Annotated in this window: 20 protein-coding genes and 1 pseudogene; 8 read left to right on the top strand and 13 right to left on the bottom strand. The window is 47.7% G+C overall.

From position 1 onward, the window contains the following. From RKA07_RS07430 to RKA07_RS07400, 8 genes and pseudogenes are all read left to right on the top strand, one after another. Positions 1–624 carry an acyltransferase gene (locus RKA07_RS07430; protein WP_310966003.1) on the top strand — a complete coding sequence of 208 codons (624 nt, stop codon included), beginning with the start codon at positions 1–3 and terminating at the stop codon, positions 622–624. After that, positions 624–1,997, top strand: a complete 1,374-nt coding sequence (locus RKA07_RS07425; RefSeq protein ID WP_310966002.1) for a phenylacetate--CoA ligase family protein — start codon at positions 624–626, stop codon at positions 1,995–1,997. The genes RKA07_RS07430 and RKA07_RS07425 overlap by 1 nt, the downstream gene beginning before the upstream one ends. Before the next feature lie 7 nt (positions 1,998–2,004). Continuing rightward, positions 2,005–2,472, top strand: coding sequence for a CapA family protein (locus tag RKA07_RS07420; RefSeq protein WP_310966001.1), 468 nt, complete (start codon positions 2,005–2,007; stop codon positions 2,470–2,472). A gap of 26 nt (positions 2,473–2,498) precedes the next feature. After that, positions 2,499–2,885 (top strand): hypothetical protein, encoded by a 387-nt coding sequence (locus RKA07_RS07415; protein ID WP_310966000.1) that lies wholly within the window; start codon positions 2,499–2,501, stop codon positions 2,883–2,885. 2 nt (positions 2,886–2,887) lie between these two features. Beyond that, a complete protein-coding gene (locus RKA07_RS07410) occupies positions 2,888–3,529 on the top strand; it encodes a DDE-type integrase/transposase/recombinase (protein ID WP_310965999.1) in 642 nt (213 codons plus the stop codon). A gap of 7 nt (positions 3,530–3,536) precedes the next feature. Further along, positions 3,537–3,914, top strand: a complete 378-nt coding sequence (locus tag RKA07_RS07405; protein WP_310965998.1) for an integrase core domain-containing protein — start codon at positions 3,537–3,539, stop codon at positions 3,912–3,914. A gap of 67 nt (positions 3,915–3,981) precedes the next feature. After that, positions 3,982–4,563 (top strand): annotated as a pseudogene (locus RKA07_RS17960) (CapA family protein); the annotation flags it as partial. Continuing rightward, positions 4,556–5,506 carry a glycosyltransferase family 2 protein gene (locus RKA07_RS07400; protein ID WP_310965997.1) on the top strand — a complete coding sequence of 317 codons (951 nt, stop codon included), beginning with the start codon at positions 4,556–4,558 and terminating at the stop codon, positions 5,504–5,506. The pseudogene RKA07_RS17960 and the gene RKA07_RS07400, both read left to right, overlap by 8 nt. Positions 5,507–5,528: 22 nt before the next feature. Here RKA07_RS07400 and RKA07_RS07395 read toward each other — a convergent pair whose 3' ends face one another. From RKA07_RS07395 to RKA07_RS07335, 13 genes are all read right to left on the bottom strand, one after another. Then, positions 5,529–6,647: a hypothetical protein gene (locus tag RKA07_RS07395; RefSeq protein WP_310965996.1), complete on the bottom strand. Its 1,119-nt coding sequence runs from the start codon at positions 6,645–6,647 to the stop codon at positions 5,529–5,531. Positions 6,648–7,128: 481 nt separating this feature from the next. Beyond that, on the bottom strand, positions 7,129–8,019 hold the full coding sequence (locus RKA07_RS07390) for a polysaccharide pyruvyl transferase family protein (protein WP_310965995.1): 891 nt from the start codon (positions 8,017–8,019) through the stop codon (positions 7,129–7,131). An 11-nt stretch (positions 8,020–8,030) separates the two neighbouring features. Then, on the bottom strand, positions 8,031–9,005 hold the full coding sequence (locus tag RKA07_RS07385; protein WP_310965994.1) for a glycosyltransferase family 2 protein: 975 nt from the start codon (positions 9,003–9,005) through the stop codon (positions 8,031–8,033). After that, positions 9,002–9,943 carry a glycosyltransferase family 2 protein gene (locus tag RKA07_RS07380; protein WP_310965993.1) on the bottom strand — a complete coding sequence of 314 codons (942 nt, stop codon included), beginning with the start codon at positions 9,941–9,943 and terminating at the stop codon, positions 9,002–9,004. Before RKA07_RS07380 ends, RKA07_RS07385 begins: the two co-directional genes overlap by 4 nt. Before the next feature lie 61 nt (positions 9,944–10,004). Then, entirely contained in the window at positions 10,005–11,144 is a 1,140-nt protein-coding gene (locus tag RKA07_RS07375) for a glycosyltransferase family 4 protein (RefSeq protein WP_310965992.1), read from the bottom strand. Positions 11,145–11,172: 28 nt separating this feature from the next. Then, positions 11,173–12,603, bottom strand: a complete 1,431-nt coding sequence (locus tag RKA07_RS07370; protein WP_310965991.1) for an oligosaccharide flippase family protein — start codon at positions 12,601–12,603, stop codon at positions 11,173–11,175. 90 nt (positions 12,604–12,693) lie between these two features. Beyond that, complete coding sequence (locus RKA07_RS07365) at positions 12,694–13,998, bottom strand: O-antigen ligase family protein (RefSeq protein ID WP_310965990.1); 1,305 nt, start codon at positions 13,996–13,998, stop codon at positions 12,694–12,696. A gap of 59 nt (positions 13,999–14,057) precedes the next feature. Further along, a complete protein-coding gene (locus tag RKA07_RS07360) occupies positions 14,058–15,203 on the bottom strand; it encodes a glycosyltransferase (protein ID WP_310965989.1) in 1,146 nt (381 codons plus the stop codon). Further along, a complete protein-coding gene (asnB, locus tag RKA07_RS07355) occupies positions 15,200–17,095 on the bottom strand; it encodes an asparagine synthase (glutamine-hydrolyzing) (RefSeq protein WP_310965988.1) in 1,896 nt (631 codons plus the stop codon). The genes RKA07_RS07360 and asnB overlap by 4 nt, the downstream gene beginning before the upstream one ends. After that, positions 17,095–18,279: a glycosyltransferase family 4 protein gene (locus tag RKA07_RS07350; protein WP_310965987.1), complete on the bottom strand. Its 1,185-nt coding sequence runs from the start codon at positions 18,277–18,279 to the stop codon at positions 17,095–17,097. The genes asnB and RKA07_RS07350 overlap by 1 nt, the downstream gene beginning before the upstream one ends. Next, positions 18,276–19,463 carry a glycosyltransferase family 2 protein gene (locus RKA07_RS07345; protein ID WP_310965986.1) on the bottom strand — a complete coding sequence of 396 codons (1,188 nt, stop codon included), beginning with the start codon at positions 19,461–19,463 and terminating at the stop codon, positions 18,276–18,278. Before RKA07_RS07345 ends, RKA07_RS07350 begins: the two co-directional genes overlap by 4 nt. Then, a complete protein-coding gene (locus RKA07_RS07340; RefSeq protein WP_310965985.1) occupies positions 19,460–20,575 on the bottom strand; it encodes a FemAB family XrtA/PEP-CTERM system-associated protein in 1,116 nt (371 codons plus the stop codon). Before RKA07_RS07340 ends, RKA07_RS07345 begins: the two co-directional genes overlap by 4 nt. After that, complete coding sequence (locus RKA07_RS07335; RefSeq protein ID WP_310965984.1) at positions 20,565–21,692, bottom strand: GNAT family N-acetyltransferase; 1,128 nt, start codon at positions 21,690–21,692, stop codon at positions 20,565–20,567. The genes RKA07_RS07340 and RKA07_RS07335 overlap by 11 nt, the downstream gene beginning before the upstream one ends. Positions 21,693–21,698: the final 6 nt, after the last annotated feature.

Below are 21,698 nucleotides of genomic sequence, written 5' to 3'. Positions count from 1 at the left end.
ATGCGAACTTTAAAACGTTTCATGAAGTTAGCCTTTCTGGCACTCGCATTCCCGCTGTATTTGCTCTTCTTGCTGTTCGCTCAGCTTGGCAACACCGATGGCGTGTTCATGTCATTTTCGCAGGGTCTAAGCCTTATACCTGGCAAACCAGGAACCTACCTCCGTGCTGCCTTCTACCACCTCGCTTGCCCAGCCACCTCTGACGAAATATCAGTGGGCTTTTTGACGATACTGTCCCACCGCAACACCAGTATCGCGAAAGGGGTTTATATCGGGCCACAGTGCAATATTGGCATGTGCTCCATTGGGGAAAACACTTTGATTGGCAGTGGCGTGCATGTTCTTAGCGGTAGTCGCCAACATGAGTTCACAGATATTACAAAGCCCATTCAAGAGCAAGGCGGCACTTTTGAAAAAGTCCGGATAGGAGCAGACTGTTGGCTGGGAAACACTGCACTAGTGATGGCGAGCCTAGAAGACCGCAGTATACTTGCAGCGGGCAGCGTCCTGACAAAACCTTCTGCCAAGGGAGATATTCTCGTGGGCAACCCCGCGAAACGCATCAACAATCGGTTAACGCCTATAACGCCCTCGGCACCGAAGCCATCAAAGGTAGTCGAGTGATGAAGGGAATCACCGAAGCAATTTACTACCGCTCACCGGTCTTCATGCAGAACCTATTGGTGTCTGCGTATGGATACAAGCTATACCGAAAACGCTATTCAGGATCACTCTACCGCGAAATTATGGAAAAGGTTCGCCTCAGCCGTTCCTGGAACTCAGAAGAGATCGAGGCATATCAAAGCGAACGCCTGCACGAAATGGTTAAGCACTGTCGGCTAAACATCCCTTACTACCAGCAACAATTTGCTGAACATGGGATCCACGAAAATGATATTACTTCGACAGAACACATTACACGCTTGCCCATTCTCGAAAAGCAGAAGCTAAAAGAACACTCTCAGCTATTTACCGAGTCCGGCACAAAACCCTTCATGCTTCAGCACACAAGCGGTAGTACCGGCACTCCTCTTACACTGATGGTCAACGAAGAAACCTACAAACTCGCAATGGCGCTTCTTGTAGACCATGAAGAAAATCACGGTGTTCCGTTTGGTGCAAAACGCGCAACCTTCGCGGGACGAATGGTTCAACCCGCAACCGATATGACGCCACCGTTTGCCAGGATGAACCGTGCAGAAAACCAGAAGTTGTTTTCCAGCTACCACCTCAACAGCCAGACGTTCCCTTGGTACCGAGCAGAATTGGACCGATTTCAACCTGCTGAACTTATTGGCTATCCCTCAGCAATCTGCGATCTTGCGACACAGTACAGAGAAGCAGGCGTTTCGCCAGCGTTCCGCCCTACGGCTATCGTTACTAACTCCGAGACCCTCCTAGAATGGCAACGTACAATTATTGAGGAGGTATTCGATTGTAAGGTCAGAGATTATTATGGGACCGCGGAATATGTTCTTTTTGCAGGCCAAGACAAAAGTGGGAATTATCGCTTAAACCCACTTATAGGGATAACCGAACTCCTAGAACAACCTGGCGCAAGGAAAGCAAAAAAGCTAATTGCAACCACATTAACCAATACGACAATGCCCTTACTCCGTTACGATCTTGGCGATACTGCGGAAAGCCAACCAGAATACCATTCTGGAACCGTCGCCCATCAACTCAAAACCATCAATGGCCGTGTAGATGATTATATTGAAACCCCAGATGGAAGGAAGATTGGCCGGATAGACCACATTTTTAAAGGGTTAGGGGGCATTGCGGAAGCCCAGGTTATTCAGGATGCCTCAGACCATTGCACCATTAAGATCATCAGCCAGGCGGCTTTGTCGGAGATAGACAGAGAGGCCCTAAAAGCCAACTTTTCAGCCCGCACTGGTGGAGCATTTAGGCTTACCATAGAGACTGTTTCCTCAATACCCCGGGGACCCAATGGGAAATTCAAAAGTGTGCGTCGGACAATGCGACAGAGTTAGTTAATCTATGCGAATAATGTTTGTTGGTGACATCAACCTCGGCGAGTACTACACATCCTTTGGGCATGGGCCCGGGAGCTATTTGAAACACTCTGACGTTTTCGAAAACGTACGAGAACTTTTTAACCAAGCTGATTTCGTGGTCGGAAATCTCGAAGCGCCCCTCACCACCCACAACTTGAACCCGCGTGAACCCGAAAGTGTTGTATTACGAGGTGATCCAATACATGCGGCCAGTCTGAAATCTGCTGGATTCAAAGTTCTCCAAGTTGCCAACAACCATACTGTTCAACACGGAGCGGAAGGTTTTCACGAAACCGTAGAAGCCCTCTCCGCTGTGGGGATGTGCGCTATCGGCCTGAATGGTCAAGCAGTAGAGATCCTAGAGGTTGATAGTCAAACTGTCGGATTTCTCGCAGCATCGGACCCTGTGTGCCAACCTAAGCATGAACCAGCTGATTTTGAGTTAACATAGAAATCAGGGTGCCTTAGGAGTTCATTATGCCGAAGCCGATGACACACGTTTTGTCCGACCCGAAGCTAGAAAAGCGGGGGCGTCGCTCATTCACTGTAGAGTATAAGCTGTCCATCCTACAACAAGCCGATGCCTGTCAGCATGGGGAATTAGGCCCTCTGCTAAGGCATGAAAAGCTTTATTCAAACCAGCTAGCCCAGTGGCGCCGAGAGTTCGCCGAACAGGGCGTTGCAGGCTTGAATAAGTCTCAGCCAGGACCTGCTGCCAGCAAAACAGCTGAGCAAAAGCGCATTGAACAGCTGGAAAAAGAACTGGGACGTTTGCGCCGTCAGCTTGACGTTAAAGACAGCTGTATCTCGCTCCAAAAAAAAGCCTTGGCACTCATCGAAGCCTTCGAGCAAGAGAACTCGTAGCCATGATGATCGCAGAGTCACTACCCAGCGGTATGACAGAGCGGCTGGCCTGCAAGGTCCTGAACCTTTGTCGTAATACGGTGCGGTCAGCGCGTCGGCGGTTGAGCTTCATCGGTCCTCGGGAGCTCCCTTCACGTTGCAGAAAAGATGCCAGACAACCTAAAGCCCTGGATGCACACGAACAGCAGCAGGTACTGGAGGTATTGAACGACGAAAGCTACTGCAATCAACCACCGATGCAGGTGTATCACAACCTGCTTCAACAGGGCCGATATCTGTGTTCGGTGAGCACCATGCATCGCTTGCTACGTAAGCAAAACTTGCAGGGCGAACGACGCGCTCAGCGCGCACCACAATCGAATTTGGTGCCGCGTCTATTGGCAACGGCACCTCATCAGGTTTGGACGTGGGACATTGCCAAGTTGCCGACGCGCAAGCGTGGTGAGTACTTATCTTTATACGTGGTGATGGACTTGTTCAGTCGCTACATTGTCGCCTGGATGCTGTCTCGCAAGGAAAATAGCGCCTGGCAATCTCACGCTGCACCAAGACCGTGGTGCGCCCATGACCGCCCACTGTTACCTGGACTTGCTCTCCGAGCTGGCCATAACCGCCAGTCACAGCCGGCCCCGCGTGAGCAATGACAACCCGATGAGTGAAGCACAATTTAAAACACTCAAGTACCAGCCAGACTACCCGAGACGCTTTGATCATTATGATCACGCCATGCGTTGGTGCAACGATTACGTGGAGTGGTACAACCACAAGCACCACCACAGCAGCCCTGAGGGGTTTACACCAGAACAAGTGTTTACAGGCCAATACGTAGACATTGCCCGAGTGCGTCAAGGGGCTCTGGATGACGCATTTGCCCTGCATCCGGAACGATTCAGTCGCGGACGCTCCCTCGTCAAACTACCGCCACGAGAAGTGGTCATTAACCCAATACCGGACGATGCCGAACCTTCAATCGCCGAACAAGGAGTAAACTTCCCGACGTTGCAAAGAGTCTTACAGAAAGCAACTTAATATTTAAAGAGCTGGTTCAAATGAGGTTGACACGTTCCGGGACGTACCAGACAATACCGATAAAACACAAAACTGTTACCAGCGTTTAGATGAGGCGTTCATCGCACATGCTATCAAAGCCGTTACTGAAGTTGATCACCTATTTGTGTTGCTTCACTGGGGGCTTGAGTCACAGACTTCTCCCATGTCATATCAGAGAGCGCTTATAAAAAAATTGAGTGACAGTGGTGTCCGGGGCGTAATAGGCAGCCACCCACACCTATTTTACGAAGCTTGGGTTGAGAACCAGACTGTCGCAGCGCCTTCACTCGGCAACTTCATTTTTGATCTGTGCTGGGATAAACGCCTTCTTCAAAGCGGGATACTTGACATCACCTTCGACAAATCCGGGTTAGAGAATGTCAGCTTATGGCCGGTAGATGTGCAAAAAGATGGATGTTGTCCATCAATCTCAGGGGGATCCATTACCGTTAGTAATCCCGTAAAGCTTTACGATCTAGGGAAGAACATGAACGGTGAACAGTTCAGGAAGCTAAAATACTTCTTTAGCAATTTTCGGCGAGGCAATTCGCGATTGAAAGCTAAATTTATAACCCGGAAGCTACTTACTCCACTAAGGAAGTGTTTGCGAGTATCCACGAATGAATGACCGCCCATTTTGTTCCGTTATAATCCCGGCCTTTAACGAGGAAAAGGATATCGAAACGTGCCTCATCTCTCTCACAAACCAGACTTACCCCAAGGATAGGTTTGAAATCATAGTGGTAGATAATGGCTCAACTGACAAAACAAAAGAAATTGCCGCAACCTACGCAGATCTTGTCCTTGATAAACCTGAAGGAAATGTGGGTGCCGTTAGGAACTTCGGCATTACCCATGCGTCGGGCGAGATCATTATATGCACAGATGCCGATTGTGTTGTCCCTCCCAACTGGATAGAAACGGGTGTAGACCTTTTACAAAGCAACCCAAAACACGCTTTCGGGGGCGGACTGAAGCCTCGGAAGAATGCCAAATGGGTTGAAAAATATTGGATACTCAACGCGAGTGGCTGTAAAACTCAACAACATGCCCTTGCAGGTAGCTCTATCTTTATGTGGAAGATCGACTTTTTGCGTTTGGGCGCTTTCAATGAAAACGTAACATCCGGAGAGGACTCTGCGTTACACGCACAAGCGCTAGCTAACGGGCTTGAAATCACTATTTCGTCAGGGCTTTCTGTTACGCATTCAGGATGTCCTGAGACTACCATAGATTTCGTGAAACGGCAGATTTGGCACTCAGAAAACTATCTATATGATTTTAGAAACTCCCTGAAAGACAAAGTATTCTGGCTAACTGTGATCTACCTTTTCCTCACGATAAGCGCAGTTTTTTATCTGCTTACAGCTGAATACATCCTTATGATATTTGCAATAGTTTCCACTCAGGCACTTGCAATGATCCTGAGCCTAAAGCGAATAAAGCGATCTAGTTGGTCTGTTAAAAATTTAGATGAATTTCAAAAAATATTAATTCTCGATAATCTGTATCTAATAGGTAGAAGCACAGGTCTTCTAAAAGGGTTAGGACGATTAATTGGCCGACTTTAAGGACGGCCTTATTACTGTTTCTTTATTTAATACCAATCCCCACCGGCGGATTAGGAGCAACCATTTGTTTTTCATAGGGCATAGATGAATGGATAACCAAATCGTCAATCGCGTACCAGTCCTCAAATCTTTGCTCATTTGGAATTGGCTGCAAATAATCGTTCCCCCCTATCGCGATATAATTCCATTTGACCATTATGTTTTCACTATTTTCCATAACCCAGGGAACATTCTCCTTATTTACAATTCGATGGCCATTTATCCACTGCCTAAAAACACCATCTTTGACTCCAGGAGCAGAATTCATTTTTACGTAAAATGCCATCTTGGTCCAATGCGCAGGGGGGCCAAATACATCTTCATGCCAAGCGGTGGAACTGCTAACCAAGGGAGCCCCTGTTAATGCGTTGGTATGTAACGGGTTTTTTCCATCTTCTTCGTTGCCCGCAGTATTTTTTGTATAATTTAGAGACACACCATCGCTGTACTGGCCATTAAATCTATAATTTTCTCCCCAAGGCCCACCACGGAAAGCCAAAACATTACGCATACCGTAATCATCCTGCTTATAGTCCCAAAATACAATTGGCCCCAAACTACCAGCAGCACCATTCACTTCATCGCCTACCCCATCCCAGCTACCCACTCGAAGTATTTTAGAAGTCCAATTTCCAGTATTGCCACGACTTCTCTGCCACCAATTATCCGAAAAGCGGATGTAAAACTCTACATAAAGCTCTTCATAACCACCCTCAAGATACTTCCAGAGCTGGCTGTCAGAAGCCCAGTTTAACCAGCCAAGAGAGTGAGATTCGCGCCACATCACTGCAGCTTTACCCTCACCACCCCGCGCCTTATCAGCATTAGTTTCTAAAATTTCTAGTGAAGCGTGATTATTAATATAGCCCGTTTCCGGCGACCATTTTGTATCTTGATATATTAGATCCCAGCCATTCGGCAAAACGGCGCCCCTGGACCGTTTTTGCATCTTTTCTGTCGAAAACATTGTGCTTGTCCAATCGGGCTGATCATCGAAGTTATCCTCGAAAATCACTTCGCCGAATGCGGGCGACGTCAATAGGGGAGCGGATCCCATTGCAGAAAAAAGAGCGACAATTACTACGCGTTTGGTTAAAACCATTGTATTAGACCTCTTAACACGAAAAATTTCGGTGCATCAACACGATTCTTCGCAATATACAATTACTCAGAAAACTCATTAGGCAGCCATACACTTTATGTTGTCACGTTCGATACAATTAATCATAGCAGCAGCTGCAATTTTTTGTAGTGATTTGTGTGTAATTTACCGACCGTTTATCATCTTTTTGAATGGATTTTTACATTCTGAAACATTAAAGTGACAACTACGCCGGCACCCGCGATTTTCTACACTACTTCAATGACTTCAATGACTTCGACGACTTCAATGAGTTCAATAGCTTAGTAAACCCCTCTAAAACTGAGCCACATTGCTATAATACACACAGAAACTCTGAAAAAATGGGGTAAACAAAGGATTAAGCTATTTTCGAAACATGGCTAAAGCAATTTTAATACTCTATATTTTTTAAACTGACTGTAGAGTCCACTAAAACTCAGAACATTTAAATATAAAAACATTAATTAGCCATACCATCTCCGTATTTTTTGTTAATATATTCTACAGAATTATAGAGTGATATTTTTTTTGATTTCAAAACTGCCTCATCGCTCAGCACAGCTTGGCATGTATGCAACAGGAGCCTAAATTTCGCCTCAACTAAACACTCTTTACTAAATTGGTATGGCAGTTTAATGACTCTTTTCAAGTCATTTTTTGCAGGATTCCAAATTGGGGGAGAAATCCTATAATTTTCATATTGCAGACCTAAAGAAGAAAACCAATCCTCCCACTTAAAGCTTAGATGCTCATGAATACTTACAGGGATCCATGGAACCCTCATTGTATCCGCAAGAATCGCACCATGCATAGCCTCGGTAACAACAACCTTCGCAATCGATACTTTCTCAACAAAAAAGTCAGTAGGCACATCAGGAGATAAGTAAAAATAACCTGCTCTTTCAACTATTTTTCTAAGCGCTCGACCTGCAGCCCAATGGGTCTTAAGATGGGGTATAAATATTTTTTCAATTTTCTTATCTGACTCAGCAATGATTGGATAAAAGTCAGAAAGAAGAATTGCTCCATCACAAACAGCCTTATCAGCACTTAACCCTAGCTGACTGGCTGATTTTGGACCTCGCACGCAAACAAATTCCCAGGATTCATCAAAGTTTGACGGTACATCACCATACCCAACACCTGTTGAAAAAACGATTTTTTTTGTATAAGGACTAAGTCGATCTACATTTTTTTTATTAAGCAAAGTACCAATGCCGACGATACAAATATCTTTACTTTCTATTATTGACGAGTTAAATAACTGCCTTATTAAATAAGGGTTAATATCGTCTCCAAAATTTGATGAATTAAATTCAGTTTTAAAATCTGAATAATAAAAAATAGCCATACCCAATCTCTTTATTTTTTCAAAAAAAAAGCACCAATAAGATTTCGGAATCTTTTTTTATTAAAAGGAGACCGAAGCCAGTATCTGAAGCCAAAATCGACAGCACGACGCCAATCCCCATTATTTCTCCCCGAGAGACAAACTAGGTACAGCGCTCGATCCAAGTTCTTATTAATCAATCTTTCAAAGTTAGAAAATAATGGATCCTTCAAAAGCATTTCGTACATGGTGACTGAATAGGAAGTTTGCCTGTTAATTCCACCAGACAAACCATCATTTCTGATTCTATAAAAAACATCAGGCTGCGAAATCAAACCTACTTTCCCAGTGAACGCGGCACATCTCAACCATAAATGATGATCTTCCGCGCGTTTTAAGGCCTCATTAAAACCAGATAGGCTCTGAAAAACACTATTTCTGATCGTAACACCTCCAGTCCATGCAATGACTCCCTCTAGAAATACATCAGCAGCATTGAGTATCGGGATCACATCAATATTATCCGAGCCTTTAAAGTAGAGTTCCCAATGCCAATTTGCTTTCGACTGTCGAACCATCTCTTCATCTTCGAACCAACGATAAAAATCGGAAGAAAAAAAATCGAAATCAGTTCCTTCAATGCATGTTCGACGATGCTCTAGGCAGTGCCTTAGAAAAACATCATCGCTATCCAAGAAACATAGCCATTTTCCTTTTGCGACGGAAGCACCATAGTTTCTTGCTCCCGAAGCTCCTCTGCTGCCGCTGTTTTTAAAATATTTAACTCGGCTGTCTAAATTGGAAAATGAGAGGATAATTTCTTGAGATCTATCATTTGAACCATCGTCCACTACAATCAATTCAAAATCAGTATCTGTTTGGTTCAAGACGGATTTAATGCTGTCCTTAATAAATTGATCCGAGTTAAAACAAGGCATTATCACACTATAATAGGGTGCCGTTTGGTTATATCTCTGTTCGTTATCTATTAAAGACTGAGGATTCATAAATTTAATCCATAACGAAGATAAGAAATCACCAAACGCAACAAATCCTTAATGCTCAGAGACTTTAGAGAAATACTTCGCGATAATTTAGTTGCACTTTCGAATTGCGACGACCAGAAATATAAACGAAATAAATTACGTTTTAAAATTTCATGCTTTTCTTCAACTATTTTAAATAGAGCTTCTGACACTAAATTATTAGTCAGCAAGTCATCGAGGATTAAAATTTCTCCCTCTACATTTTTAATGTGCTCTCCTGAAAAATTTTCATTATGTTTATTTATAATTACGCTTTGCCTAGTGCTAACTATCCCAGCCGTAATTGAGGCCATCCTGGCAGTCAAATGTAAGTCTTCAGATGCCCAGCGGGAAACATATTCTTTTATCCCACCTATTTTTTGATAGAGATCTCGGCGGAATATGAGGCAGGATGGGAAACATGCTTGATACTCTAATAAGGCTCCAAGAAAAGGTCTCTGGGTTCGGTAGTAAAGTGTCGACTCCAGCCACACACTCCCGGTAAGACGCTCGAACCACCCCTCGGGAGCGCACTCAAACTTTGTTTGACATTGTCGATCTGAGGCTAAAAAATTTGAAAAGTAAAGGTCACTTTGTGGAAACTGACCTAGAGCATTCAAAAAATTTTCGATGTGATCAGCGTTCCAAAAATCGTCGCTGTCGCAAAGTGCGATCCAGTCTCCGCTGCTATTCTCAATTGCTACCTTACGGGCAATAGCAGGGCCGCTATTTTCAATCCGAATAACTTTGATTTTATCTCTATAAATTTGAATCGCTTGCTCTAGATCATCCGTGGATCCGTCATCACAAAGAATAACCTCATCTACTGGTACACTTTGCGAGAAAATGTGCTCCAATGTTTTACCAATCCAGCCAGCTCGGTTAAACACAGGAATTGCGACTGAAATTGATTCCTTCAAACTTATCATCCTCGCTGATCTTTTAAATCCGTTGTTGTTATGACCTTCGTGGTGGAAATCATTACTTGAGTAATGTTTCCGCTTTTTCTGCTAGTTTATCCCAGCTAAAATACTGCTCCATGTGAACTCGCCCGGCTGCACCCATGCTTCTCAAAAGTGCAGTATCACCAATAAACTCATTTAACGCTGCTGAAAGCCTCTCGGGGGTTGTGCAGTCAACTACTACACCCGTTTTATCAACCAACAGAGTTTCTCTAGTGCCTCCAGCATTTCCTGCCAGTACCGGGCGACTACATGCTTGGGCCTCTAAAAGAACCATGCCGAACCCCTCATCGTCATTGCCGATGCGGCGGTTAGGTAGCGCAAACAAATCGCAATGCTGATAATGCTCCACCATATCTGAATCGCTAATCTCCCCGGCGAATTCGACCATATGCGCTACGCCTAATTCCGATACAAGATTTGCTAGCGATTCTTTTTCCGGCCCACCACCCACAATGCAATAATGTAAGTTTGGGAACTGACCCTGCAGTATTGGTAAAGCACGAATCATCATGTCTTGACCCTTGCGCTGCTGGAGCCGACCTACCGTAAGGATAACCTGCTTCCCAATCCATTTCTGCGGCCGTAGTCCCGGATCTGCAGGTATAAACTTTGCTACATCTACGCCTGGATTCATCACAATGACTTTGTGGTCGGGCAGTTGCCATTTATCGATTAGAATTCGGAGGCTATTTTGGCTATTTGCAACTATCCGTTCGGCGCGCTTCATCACCAACTGCGTCAGCAGCTTTAGTTCACGACTAGTCAGTGCAACTTCAACATCTTCTCCATGGACATAACAGGTATAAGGCACACCATGCGTCAGATTTAAAAGCATGGCTGCCAACCCTTCAGGCAAAACTCGCCCACAGTGTATTTGACTAACGCCTTCGGTCTTAGTTATCTTTCTAAGCCTGCTCCACAGCTTTAAGTAGTATCGCAAACCGGCATACGAACGCAGCCCCCATTCAGTACTATTCAATGAGGAACGGTATATGACATGGGGAAAGTCAGGGTCGATTTCCTTTGCGAGGGCATGCTCCCCTACCAAGCAGGTAACACTATTTTCTGGAAAGCGACTGTAAATTTCCCAGAACCAGCGGCCACTTCCGCCATGGGTCGGTGGAAATATTTCACTGAATAACAGAATTTTGCGCACCTTTTGACTGCTCCCTGAAAAGTCTCTCTCAAACTTTTTTCGATGTTAATCCTATTTCTTTGTATAACGGGTGCCCAAGAACCTTCAGCGATAACAACCAAATGGGCGGCAAGCACATTGCTACTGTACCTATCACCTTCCATGGGGGCTCAGCTTCAAATGACAGCCACATTGAAAGCGTAAAGGTAGTGGTGGCGCACACCATAGAGATAATTAGATTAGGCAGTAACGACAGATAGAATGGAATAACTTTCAAATCGAGAACCCGTGCGAGAAGCCAGGTATTCACAAAAGCTTCCAGCACCCCAAGGATCAAAAAAGCGTAGGCCACACCTTGCAAACCTAGTGGGAACGCTGTAATAACCAAAACAAAAATTGCGAAAAATAAGAACGCTTCTTTTATCAGCATAGCACGCTCATTACCTGAAGCGATCAGAAGGTTATTTGCAAAATGATGCACTGAGCGAAGTATCAACCAAACTGCCAGTATCGAGGCCACCGGCGCTGCTGCGTCCCATTGCCCCCCGAAAAATATCCGTATCGCCGGCAGGCTTGCTACTGAAGCGACTGCCAACACGGGCCAAACTATCGCCCCCATCAGTAAAGTGGCCTTAGTGTAAGCGCTGATGAGATCATCGCCCGAACGTTTGGCTTCCGATAGGTAAGGCAGCACTACCGGAGATGCGCCTGAAGTCAATGTGCCTGACAGAAAGCTGACAAACCCTTGCCCGCGAGAAAACATACCAACCTGAGCCGTGGTTCCCATTTTTCCGATGACAAGATCTGGTGCAACAGCCACGCCTTTTTTAAACAGATTTGTAAGGGAGTTATAAATGCCAAATTTGGCTATTACTTCAACATTTTTAAGTACTGGACGCCAATAGATTGGAAAATCTTTAGTGAATGTAACAACAAGAAACTCAACTAAAATTTTAGCAACATGTCCCCAAGCCAGGGAGTAAAAGCTAAATCCTAAGTAAATTAACGTAACCGTTACGATTAGCGCAGCAAGAGAGCTAAAAATGTTAGCCGCCAGCAAAACCTTAAAATTGAATTGCCTTGCAACCAAGGCCATAGGAATACTTATAAATGGGCTAAGAAAAAAAGTAGTGGCGAGAATCAGAAAAATAACTTTTAGCGGAGCTAGGCCATAGTAGGCTGAAGCCCAAGATCCTAGAGCCATTATAACAAGACCTAAACTCCATGAAATTAATATAGTTAACCCTAAAGCACGCCGTATTTTCTCGTCCGTCAAGTGCTCCTCACGCACCAAATAATCTGCCGCACCAAGTAATTTAAACTCCGCAACAATCATTACAATTGCACTAGCGACGGAGAAGGTTCCGATTTCATCGGGAGTTAAAAGCCTGGCAACTATCATCGTGCTTGCCAAACCAATAAACCGAACAGCATATTGGGACATCGATGAAAATAAAATGGCTGTTCGAACTTTAGACATATATTAAATTTCATTGTTAATTTTAAAAATTAGATCATAAAAATAATGATCTAAAGTTATAATGACACTAAAATTCAGATACTATATTATTTAATATCTTACTGCTCGCCGATATCTAAGGAAATATATATTGGCCGCAACTAATATTAACAATATCAGCCAATAAAGAGTCACCGCCCTACCTCGATCTATAAAACTGGCTGCAACCAAATAGCTATAAAAAGCGCCCTCTAGGCTAAGTAACTTAAAATAGGCATCGAAATTTTGCCGTTCAAGTAAATATATTTTAGCTCTGCTTGACTGCTTCATAGTGGAAATCAACATTGCTATTAAAATGAAAAAACCCACCCAGCCAACCTCTGATAGCACCTGAAACCAAGTTGAATGGACTGCTTTCCCACTGGTTCTACCGTCAAAGTAATGATCAGGAAGGTAGCTTGGACTGAGCTGAACAAACCCATTTATACCCACCCCTAGTGGATTATCTGCCATCATATCAAAAGTTGCCAACCAAAAATCGATCCGATGAGAACCACTAGCATCGCCGTCCTCTACCTCTTTCAGAGTCCCCATACGTTCCCAGAAAGCATCATCAGCCACATAGAGTGCACCACCGATACCGAGCAGAATAATGAGGATTGCAGAACCTCTTTGCCCTTTGCGTTGATACTTCGAAAACAGCATGTAAAAAACGAAAAATAGGCCCCCGCATACTGCACCCAAAAAGGCGCCCCGACTGTTGATCAAAACGACGCCGTTTGCAATCAGTGCCCCGCAAATTACTGCAGCTACTTTTACTTTTTTATTCCCGAGCCAGGCCTTATGAATCAGAAGCACAAGTGCGGGAATCAAAGCTGCAGCGGTCCCATTACTGTCGCCGCCAGTGTCGATCATTCCAATTCCTTCTACGCGGCCTTGCCCATCACGACCAGTGGAGTGGGCAACGTAACCAATATAGGTCGCTCCCAATATGTAGGCCCATAAGCAAGCGTCTAACGCTTTTTCCGTATTGATGAGTTTGTAAGCGACAAAAATAATCACAATGAGCTTCACAAACTCAATAGTAAACTGTTTGTGCAAAGCCGGTACGATAGCGATGTTGATCATCAGAAGATAAGTGATCAACAGGGCCAATATCCACTTAAATACTGGCTGCTCTTTCCAGGGCGCCAGGGCCGATAATTCCTTATAACGAACGCCGAGCACAAACAACATAGTGAGTGAGGCAATCAAAGAATAGCGCAGCCCGGGAATACTGGCGGCCCACCAGCGGCTATCCGGGTTGACCATATACACCATTTTATACACCAGCACCGAGGCCACCGGAGTAACCAAAAAAGCGGCGAGCACGCCTCCTACAAATAAAGTGAAAAACAGCAGTGCAAGCTTACCCATGGAAGCTCCAACCCGCTGATTTCAGCGCATCTCGATATGCATCGTATATAAACCTTGTTTCAGTGCTTGGCATACAACTCCAGGTACTTATTTGTCATAACTTTTGCGCTGAACCGGTCAGCGAACCGGGCCTGTGCCTTGGCCCCCAGCGATTGCCTGAGTTTGGGGCTTTTGGCCAAAGAAATCATAGCTGATGCAAAAGCCTCAGGTTGGTCTGTTTGGGTAAGTAGACCTGTCTGATTCTGTTCGACGATCTCTGGATTGCCGCCAACGTTTGTTACGACCGAGGGTATGCCTAAACTCATCGACTCCAGCAGCGTCATGGATGTACCTTCGGTATGACTCGACAACAAAAAAATATCCATCGCGGCCAAATAATCCACCGGTGTGTTGATAAAACCCGTAAAAATAATGTTGTCGGCTAAGCCGAGGTCTTTTGCCATTTCCATGAGCATGTTTTTGTCCGGGCCATCACCTACCATCAGCAAATGCGCGCTGGGATGTTGATTAAGCAATAGCTTAAAGGCCTTCAGCATCATTGGCTGATTTTTTACTGGATCGATCCGGGAAACAGTTCCAATTACCAAGGCTTCAGCGGGTATCCTAAGCTTTTCACGAACTGCAGCCGCTGCTTTAATGTTTTTAGTCAGTGGTTTAATGCCATTGTAAATGACCTGTATTTTGCTTTCAGGTAGGTACTCGTATTCTACCAGGGCGTTTTTGGTCGCCTCGGAAATTGCGACGATGGCCGGGGTCAACCGCGCCAATATCGGGTTTATCAGCCGCGCCTTTCGCCGGTACTTGTCTGGATGGAAGCGCCCGTGTTCTGTAAATATGACTTTTGCTTTGGTACCTAGCGCGCCGAGCCACCCATAAACCCAAGGTGTGTATTGGTGGCAGTGAATCACATCAAACTGCCTTGCACTCAGGCGCTTGCGGATTATCTGGGCAAGTGCCCAGTCAAACCCCTGCTTGCGTGCAAGTTTATGAACCGGAACACCAGACTGCTGAAGTGCTTCGCCAATAGACCCTATATGTCCATCGATACATAGAATTTCAGACTCGACGTTTTCACTGGCCATTCCTTGAACAAGCTGGCGTATAACCTGCTCTGTACCGCCAATCCCCATGTTGAAGGTAATGTGCAGTACCCGCAGCGGTTTTTTGGCTAATTTTGTTGCTGTCTTGCTCTCTTCGACTGTCATGCACTCACCTGGTACTGCTGCCACCAAAGCTCAAAAGCCAATAAAGACCACAGCTCCTGAGTAAACTGGTCATCCCCCGCCAAGTGCCTTTGCCAGAGATTGCGGATACCCGCAGGCTCAAAGAAATTGGCGACTCCGCTATTCGAGGACAACAAAAGCTGTTCAACCGTAGGCCTCAGTTCATGGCGCAACCAATGGGCTAAGGGCACCGAAAAGCCCATCTTCTTTCTGTACAAAATGTCTTCTGGCAACATTCGCTCAAAGGCTTTCTTCAGAATGTATTTCTTCTCTTTACCGTTGAGTTTGAGCGCCGCGGGTATCTGGGCTGCATATTCCACAACCCGGTAGTCCAGCAGTGGGGCCCTGGTTTCCAGTGAATTTGCCATGCTCATGCGGTCTACTTTCACCAGAATGTCACCGGGTAGGTAGGTTTTTATGTCGGTGTACAGAATGCTGGATAGGTGGTCGTCCGTGTCGGCATTCTTGTAATGGGCCCGGGTGATATCCGCAGGGTCGTAACCCTGGGTTTCCCGCTTCAGTTCACCTGTAACGAGATCATTCCAAACATCTCTACGGAAGAAGCTGTTGGTGATGAAAAATGCTTCGTCCGGATCAAGCGCCAGGGTTCCCAGAAGGGATTTTGCTTTCCGCGTAGGGCCGGAGTTGATCAAGCCTGCCAGGCGGGCGAGCCCGGGGAATAGATTGTGGCGAATCCCGGCAGGAAACAGGCCTCTTAGTCGGTTTTCAACCTGATCTGTGTAATATTTGCTGTAGCCCGCAAAGTTCTCATCGCCGCCATCCCCAGCGAGCGCCACCGTTACTTTTTGTCTGGCCAACTGCGATACAAAATACGTGGGTACAAAAGATGGGTCTGCAAAGGGCTCATCGAAGAACCGCGCAATGCTGGCAAGGCTATCGGCAACATTGTCTTTCACAGTGAATTCGTGATGATCGGTTTTAAATTGATCGGCAACTTTCTTTGCCCAGCGCACTTCATCAAACCGTTTTGAATCAAAGCCGATGGCGCAGGTGGTCACGGGTGTGCTGGTGTGGCCTGCCATCAAGCCAACCACAGCACTTGAATCAATTCCGCCACTGAGGAATGCCCCAAGAGGCACGTCGCTCACCATGCGCAGGCGAACAGCATCGTCAATCAGGTTGTAGAGGCCATCCTGTAATTCATCCAGGCTGGCACTTGAAGGCGAACCGAAAGACACATCCCAATACTGTTGTTGGTGTGTGTGGGTGCCATCTGTTTCCAGCCAATGGCCGGGCGCCAGTTTGTGTACGTTTTTGTAGATGGTTTTGGGGTCTGCCACGTACTGGTAGGCGAAAAAGTCCTTGATTGCATCGTGCCGCAACTCGGTTTTAACGAAGGGGGCGGGTGTTAGAGCTTTTAACTCCGATGCGAATGCAAACTGCCCATTGGCTTCGTAAAAGTACAGTGGCTTCTTGCCAAGGCGATCCCGTGCCAGGAACAATTTTCTTGCTGTGCGATCCCAAATGGCCAGTGCGAACATGCCATTCAGTAGTTGCAGGCATTCCGGGCCGTGAATTTCGTAGAGCGCGAGGAGAACTTCGGTATCCGTGCGCGTTCGGAAGCTATGGCCCTGGCTAATCAGGTCGTCACGCAGTTCCTGAAAGTTATAAATCTCACCGTTATAGGCAATAACGTAGCGCCCGGAATTGGAAACCATTGGCTGGGTGCCGGCATCGCTGAGATCAAGAATGCTCAGCCGGCGATGTACCAGGCCAACTGCGTCGTCGAGCCACGTTGAACCCGCATCTGGGCCCCGGTGAAGGATTGCCTGCCCCATGTTGTCGAGCCAGCCCTGATGGGCTTCTCTACCAGGTGTTGAAGCAGTGCGAAGAAAACCGGCCAATCCACACATTAACCCACCTCTCCCTTTTCTGGGGACTGGGCTTGGGGCTGTGTCGCGGGTACGGGTTTGGCTTTGCCGGTCAGCTCTCGGAATAGGGCTTCATATTCATCGGCCATACGGGCAGCTGAATAGCGCGCGTGCACCATTTCCCTGGCGTTTTGACTAAGAGTGGCCGCCAGCTCGGGATCTTCCAGAACCTGCTTGCAACATGCCGCTAGCGCAGCCTTGTCACCAAAGGGTGCCAACAAGCCTGTTTTACCATGCTCTACCAGCTGATCAACGCCGGGAATATCATAAGCCACCACAGGAATGCCCACAGCCATGGCTTCCATCATGCACCGGGGAATACCCTCCAGTGAGGAGGTCATAACAAACAAGCTGAATTTGGAAAGCAGTTCCAGGCGATCACTGCGAAAGCCCAAAAACTCAATGGCATTAACACTGCTCAGTTGAGCAGCCTGTTGTTCCAGTTCTGACCGTTGATTGCCATCGCCCAGCAGTTGCAAACGAAGGTTTGGCTGCGCTTGGTAGATCTGATCAAAAACCTCTATCAGATCCGGTATTCCTTTGCGGGGAATCATCTGGCCGATAAAGCCAATGACGGGGGAATCTTTATCAGTGGTATTTCCCTGAGGCAGGCTTGCCAAAGCCGCATCGATTTCCTTTAGATCCACGCCGTTGCGGATAAACGATGTTCTGGCTTCGGGCACTTTGAATCGCTTCATGTCGTCCATCAATTCCTCCGACAGCGGGACAACCCGGTCGAAGTAGCGAAGCATGTAGGTGCCGATGCGAATGAATGTGGCTAATTTGAAGCCAACCTTACCGGAGAAACCGTGTGGCGTGCTGACACAAGCAATACCCGCCCGCTTGGCAGCCAGCAGCCCTAATATGTCGGATTTATAACCGTGGGTATGGATCACATCAATCTTGTTAGTGCGGATCACTTCCCTCAGTCTGCTCACTACCCGAAAATCGAAACGGCCGTTCATCTCCAGGTAGTAAACCTGCTGGCCATCCGTGCGCGGGTAGTATTCGGCAACGGAAAGATCCTGATCCGGAGATTCCCGGGTGACTGCAAGGTCGCAGATCACATCATCGTGGTTGATGTTGTTGGCCAGCGCTAGAACCCAACGTTCTGCCCCGTAAAAACCCGCTGGGGTAATGAACTGAAGCACTCGTAGCTTACTCACTGGTCTGACACTCCGGAATTCCTTGTTTCGTTGTTTCTGGCGCTACTCCAGGTTACTTGAGTCTGCCCCTGTAGCGCCTTAACAATGCCGCGAACTGCATAGCCGTTCACCATCACAAAGTAGTAAGGCGTTGCAATCCAGGTTGGCAATTCATTGCGATTTTGCGAAAGGTGCCCCGCAAGCGTGAGCACTAACATAAGCACCGTGCCTGCCGTAATGAGCTTGAACAGGCCAAGCCCTGAAAATGCCAGAACCACACTGCCTGCGACACCCACAAGCAAGAACAAAGGGATCAGCCAGCGCAGCAATTTGTGGGAAATAACCTCAAAGGCAAACACGCCTGATTTCGCGGGGTTCATTACCTGCCCTACCCGCATCAGGCCACGAATACTGCGGTTTACGATGCGCTCTTTGCGGGCCACTTCCCGGTCGAAATCGCCAGCGGTTTCCTCGAAGCACTTTGCATCTGCATCGAACACGCCCCGGTAGCCTTTGGCGATGATTTGCAGGGGGTTCACAAAATCGTTGATGTCCTGCTGCTGCAGCGGCTCCCACAGTTTGGTGCGAATGGCGTAGATGGCGCCATCTCCGCCCACTACGGAATGCAGGCGGGATTCCATGGCTTTGATGGCCAGTTCGTAGCGCCAGTAGAGGTTTTCATTACGCGCGCTGGCGCCCTCATGGCCGTCTGTGTATAGGGCTGCGCCCACCACATAACCCACATCCAGATCTGCAAAGTTGCGCACCAGTTTGTTGATGGCATCGCTGGCGTACATGGCGTTGGCATCGCTGAACACGGTGATGTCGGCTTTCACCTGTTCCATGGCAAGGTTGATGCCCATGGTTTTGCCCAGCCGGCCTTCCTGGCGGATCAACAGGAGTCGATCGTCTTCAAACTCTTTTACGGCCTCATCGGTGCCATCGTCTGAACCGTCTGATACCACTATGACCTGAAGCAGCTCTTGCGGGTAGTCCAGCGCCAGTGCGTTTTGAAGCTTCTCGCGAATGACGTCTTCTTCGTTGTAGCAGGAGATAATTAGCGCCACAGAAGGTTTGTGGTCGCCCCGGCGGTGGGTGATATCCGGCAGGCCCCGGGTGAGCAGCCACAATATGGCCGGGTACCCGAAGTAAACGTACACGGGTACGGCAAGGCAAAGCAGAGTTAACAGCAGTACTAACGTCATAAGGTAATGTATCGTCTCAATTTTGGGCCAAGCCAGTTGGCAAAGGACAGCGGTAGCCGACGCCAGATGTTTTCAATGAGGGGCCGGAGCCTGGAGGCTACGGATGCCCCACTGCTATTTGAATCCGCCTTCGGCAGGTTAAGTTTGCCGGCGGGGTATTCCGACCAGATCAGCTCATAGGGCTGAGCGCCCCACTGTTTCTTGAACCGGTAGGTGCCTTCATCCAGTGTTGATCGGCCGAAGTCGAACCGGGTGTACCCCAGATCGCACACATGGCTTAACAAGGTCCAGTACAGCAGCATGTTGGGCGCAAGCCGGTTGAACTCCTCCAGCGTGGAAGCCCAGGGAATGCAGGCTTCTTTACCCCCGAGCAATACGATGCCCGCGCCCACAGGCTTATCGGCCTGGAAAACAATACCAATCAGCATGTGCTCGCCGTAGGCGGCTTTCAATTCCTGAAACCACCGCAGGCTATGCACTGGTGAACCCAGCCTGCGCATGTTCTGGGCGAATACCTCATAAAACAGATCTACCGCATCTGCTTCTGTTCGCAGTTCGGCCCTCAGCCCATTTTTCTCAGCCTTGCGAATCTGGCTCCGCAGCTTGGGCTTGTAGCTTTTGAACAGGGCTTCGCTGTTTTCCGGTAAGTCGCACAGCATTCTTACTTTGGTGTTTCCAGGCAGCGCACTAGCGCTCTGCTTGTTTTGGTCGCCCGAGGCATCTTTGTCGATGCTAAGCGCCACACCACCCTCACGTATTTCGAGGATTTTGATGCGATTTGTTTTAGTCAGGGTTTTGGCTTCGGATATCAGTCTTTGCCGAATGTCTGTGCTGTCTGCCAGCGCACCGCCAAGGTCGCAGAATGGCAATGTCACCAGGCTGCTGGTGCCGATGGGCGGTTTTACTTCCACCAGGGGCAATAGGCCGCACAGTGTTCCATTATGGTGCGCGCTGATTACCCAGCCTGTGTGGCCATAGGCCTGCTCAGTCGCCTGCAACCAGGCACTGCGGTGATACGGCGTTGCTGCAGAATGCCCTGCAACGTACTGGTTGTATTCGTTTACCGGGAATGCATTAAATCTGGAGGCCCGGAGGTGAAGCTCAGCGTTCATTGTTGGCACTTGCCTCCCCAATCCAGCGGTTTCTTGCGCGCCTGGCGACATCCTCAAGCTTCAGTTTGAAGCGGGGGCGCTGCAAGGCAATCTGAACCAGGTTGCGATGAAAGTGGCCAAGGTTGGATTTGTAACGCTCGTCGCCACCCATAAAGTCGTAATAGTCGAACCCTTGGTTGCGGTAGTCTTCAATGCACAGAGCATGGCCCACCAAGCCAGGTTTGAGGCGGTTATCGGTTTCAACGGCCATGCCACCCAGGTAAAAATACACCACTTTGTTGTGGAGCAGGTTGTAGAGAAAAGCAATTTCTTCATCCCCTGCCATTATAGAGATCAGATCAACGCCGCCTTCTGCCCACTGTTCACGAATCAATTCCCGGTGGAACCGCACGAAATCCGGATTGGCAAACCCGCTCTGGTCCGGCCCATTGCCCCAGCGTTCGAGGTGCCTGGGACCAATAGCATCAAATACAGCCAAGGCCTCCTCTACGGAGCCAGGGCGGACCAGGCTTACCTCGCCCCGCTCGCTATAGAGCCGGTGCGCACGGTTTATCTGGTGGCGGGTGTTCCGAGAAAGAGTGTCGAGATAGGTTCCACCGCTTTGGCGCAAGCTATCAAGATCCACACCAAAGCAAGGCGCTTCCCAGCGCAGATGCTTGTAAAGGCCAGTTATTTTCGCGTAATGGTCTGCCTCGTCAGCATCAATTGCCCCCAGAATAAACTCGTCCCATTCAGGCATGGTGCGGCACAGGTGTTCCAGGGAGGCTTTCGCAACCGCGTCTTCTTTTCCGCGTTCAGCCAGAAACCCGTTGTACTCAATCCAGATTTGATCAAGCAGTTTGTGGCCAGTTTGATGCAGGCGCAGGCAGCGGGATTTCAACAGGCCGTGCCGGCGTTCTTCGCTCTCTACTACCAGCCCCAAGCCAACCAGACGCTCTCCTTCCATTACACGAAGCACCAAGGCATCTGGCTTGTATACTTGCAGCCAATGCCCTAGCCATTGCCAGGATAGAAACACCGTGGGTTGTGCACGGTGTTCCAGATCCAGCCAGTCGCTGCGCAAGGTTGCGCATTTACTGGCTGGTTCTGTTGTCACGGTCAGCAGTCCTGCTGTCATGGTGCT

This window comes from Marinobacter xiaoshiensis, assembly GCF_031631795.1.
In the GTDB taxonomy this organism is placed as follows: Bacteria; Pseudomonadota; Gammaproteobacteria; order Pseudomonadales; family Oleiphilaceae; genus Marinobacter; species Marinobacter xiaoshiensis.
This window is presented reverse-complemented; position numbering and strand designations above follow the sequence as displayed.

Excerpts from the sequence above, each read along its gene's own strand:
- RKA07_RS07430 (WP_310966003.1), top strand. The coding sequence starts at position 1 with ATGCGAACTTTAAAACGTTTCATGAAGTTAGCCTTTCTGGCACTCGCA.
- RKA07_RS07425 (WP_310966002.1), top strand. The coding sequence starts at position 624 with ATGAAGGGAATCACCGAAGCAATTTACTACCGCTCACCGGTCTTCATG.
- RKA07_RS07420 (WP_310966001.1), top strand. The coding sequence starts at position 2,005 with ATGCGAATAATGTTTGTTGGTGACATCAACCTCGGCGAGTACTACACA.
- RKA07_RS07415 (WP_310966000.1), top strand. The coding sequence starts at position 2,499 with ATGCCGAAGCCGATGACACACGTTTTGTCCGACCCGAAGCTAGAAAAG.
- RKA07_RS07410 (WP_310965999.1), top strand. The coding sequence starts at position 2,888 with ATGATGATCGCAGAGTCACTACCCAGCGGTATGACAGAGCGGCTGGCC.
- RKA07_RS07405 (WP_310965998.1), top strand. The coding sequence starts at position 3,537 with ATGAGTGAAGCACAATTTAAAACACTCAAGTACCAGCCAGACTACCCG.
- RKA07_RS07400 (WP_310965997.1), top strand. The coding sequence starts at position 4,556 with ATGAATGACCGCCCATTTTGTTCCGTTATAATCCCGGCCTTTAACGAG.
- RKA07_RS07395 (WP_310965996.1), bottom strand. The coding sequence starts at position 6,647 with ATGGTTTTAACCAAACGCGTAGTAATTGTCGCTCTTTTTTCTGCAATG.
- RKA07_RS07390 (WP_310965995.1), bottom strand. The coding sequence starts at position 8,019 with ATGGCTATTTTTTATTATTCAGATTTTAAAACTGAATTTAATTCATCA.
- RKA07_RS07385 (WP_310965994.1), bottom strand. The coding sequence starts at position 9,005 with ATGAATCCTCAGTCTTTAATAGATAACGAACAGAGATATAACCAAACG.
- RKA07_RS07370 (WP_310965991.1), bottom strand. The coding sequence starts at position 12,603 with ATGTCTAAAGTTCGAACAGCCATTTTATTTTCATCGATGTCCCAATAT.
- RKA07_RS07365 (WP_310965990.1), bottom strand. The coding sequence starts at position 13,998 with ATGGGTAAGCTTGCACTGCTGTTTTTCACTTTATTTGTAGGAGGCGTG.
- RKA07_RS07360 (WP_310965989.1), bottom strand. The coding sequence starts at position 15,203 with ATGACAGTCGAAGAGAGCAAGACAGCAACAAAATTAGCCAAAAAACCG.
- asnB (WP_310965988.1), bottom strand. The coding sequence starts at position 17,095 with ATGTGTGGATTGGCCGGTTTTCTTCGCACTGCTTCAACACCTGGTAGA.
- RKA07_RS07345 (WP_310965986.1), bottom strand. The coding sequence starts at position 19,463 with ATGACGTTAGTACTGCTGTTAACTCTGCTTTGCCTTGCCGTACCCGTG.
- RKA07_RS07340 (WP_310965985.1), bottom strand. The coding sequence starts at position 20,575 with ATGAACGCTGAGCTTCACCTCCGGGCCTCCAGATTTAATGCATTCCCG.
- RKA07_RS07335 (WP_310965984.1), bottom strand. The coding sequence starts at position 21,692 with ATGACAGCAGGACTGCTGACCGTGACAACAGAACCAGCCAGTAAATGC.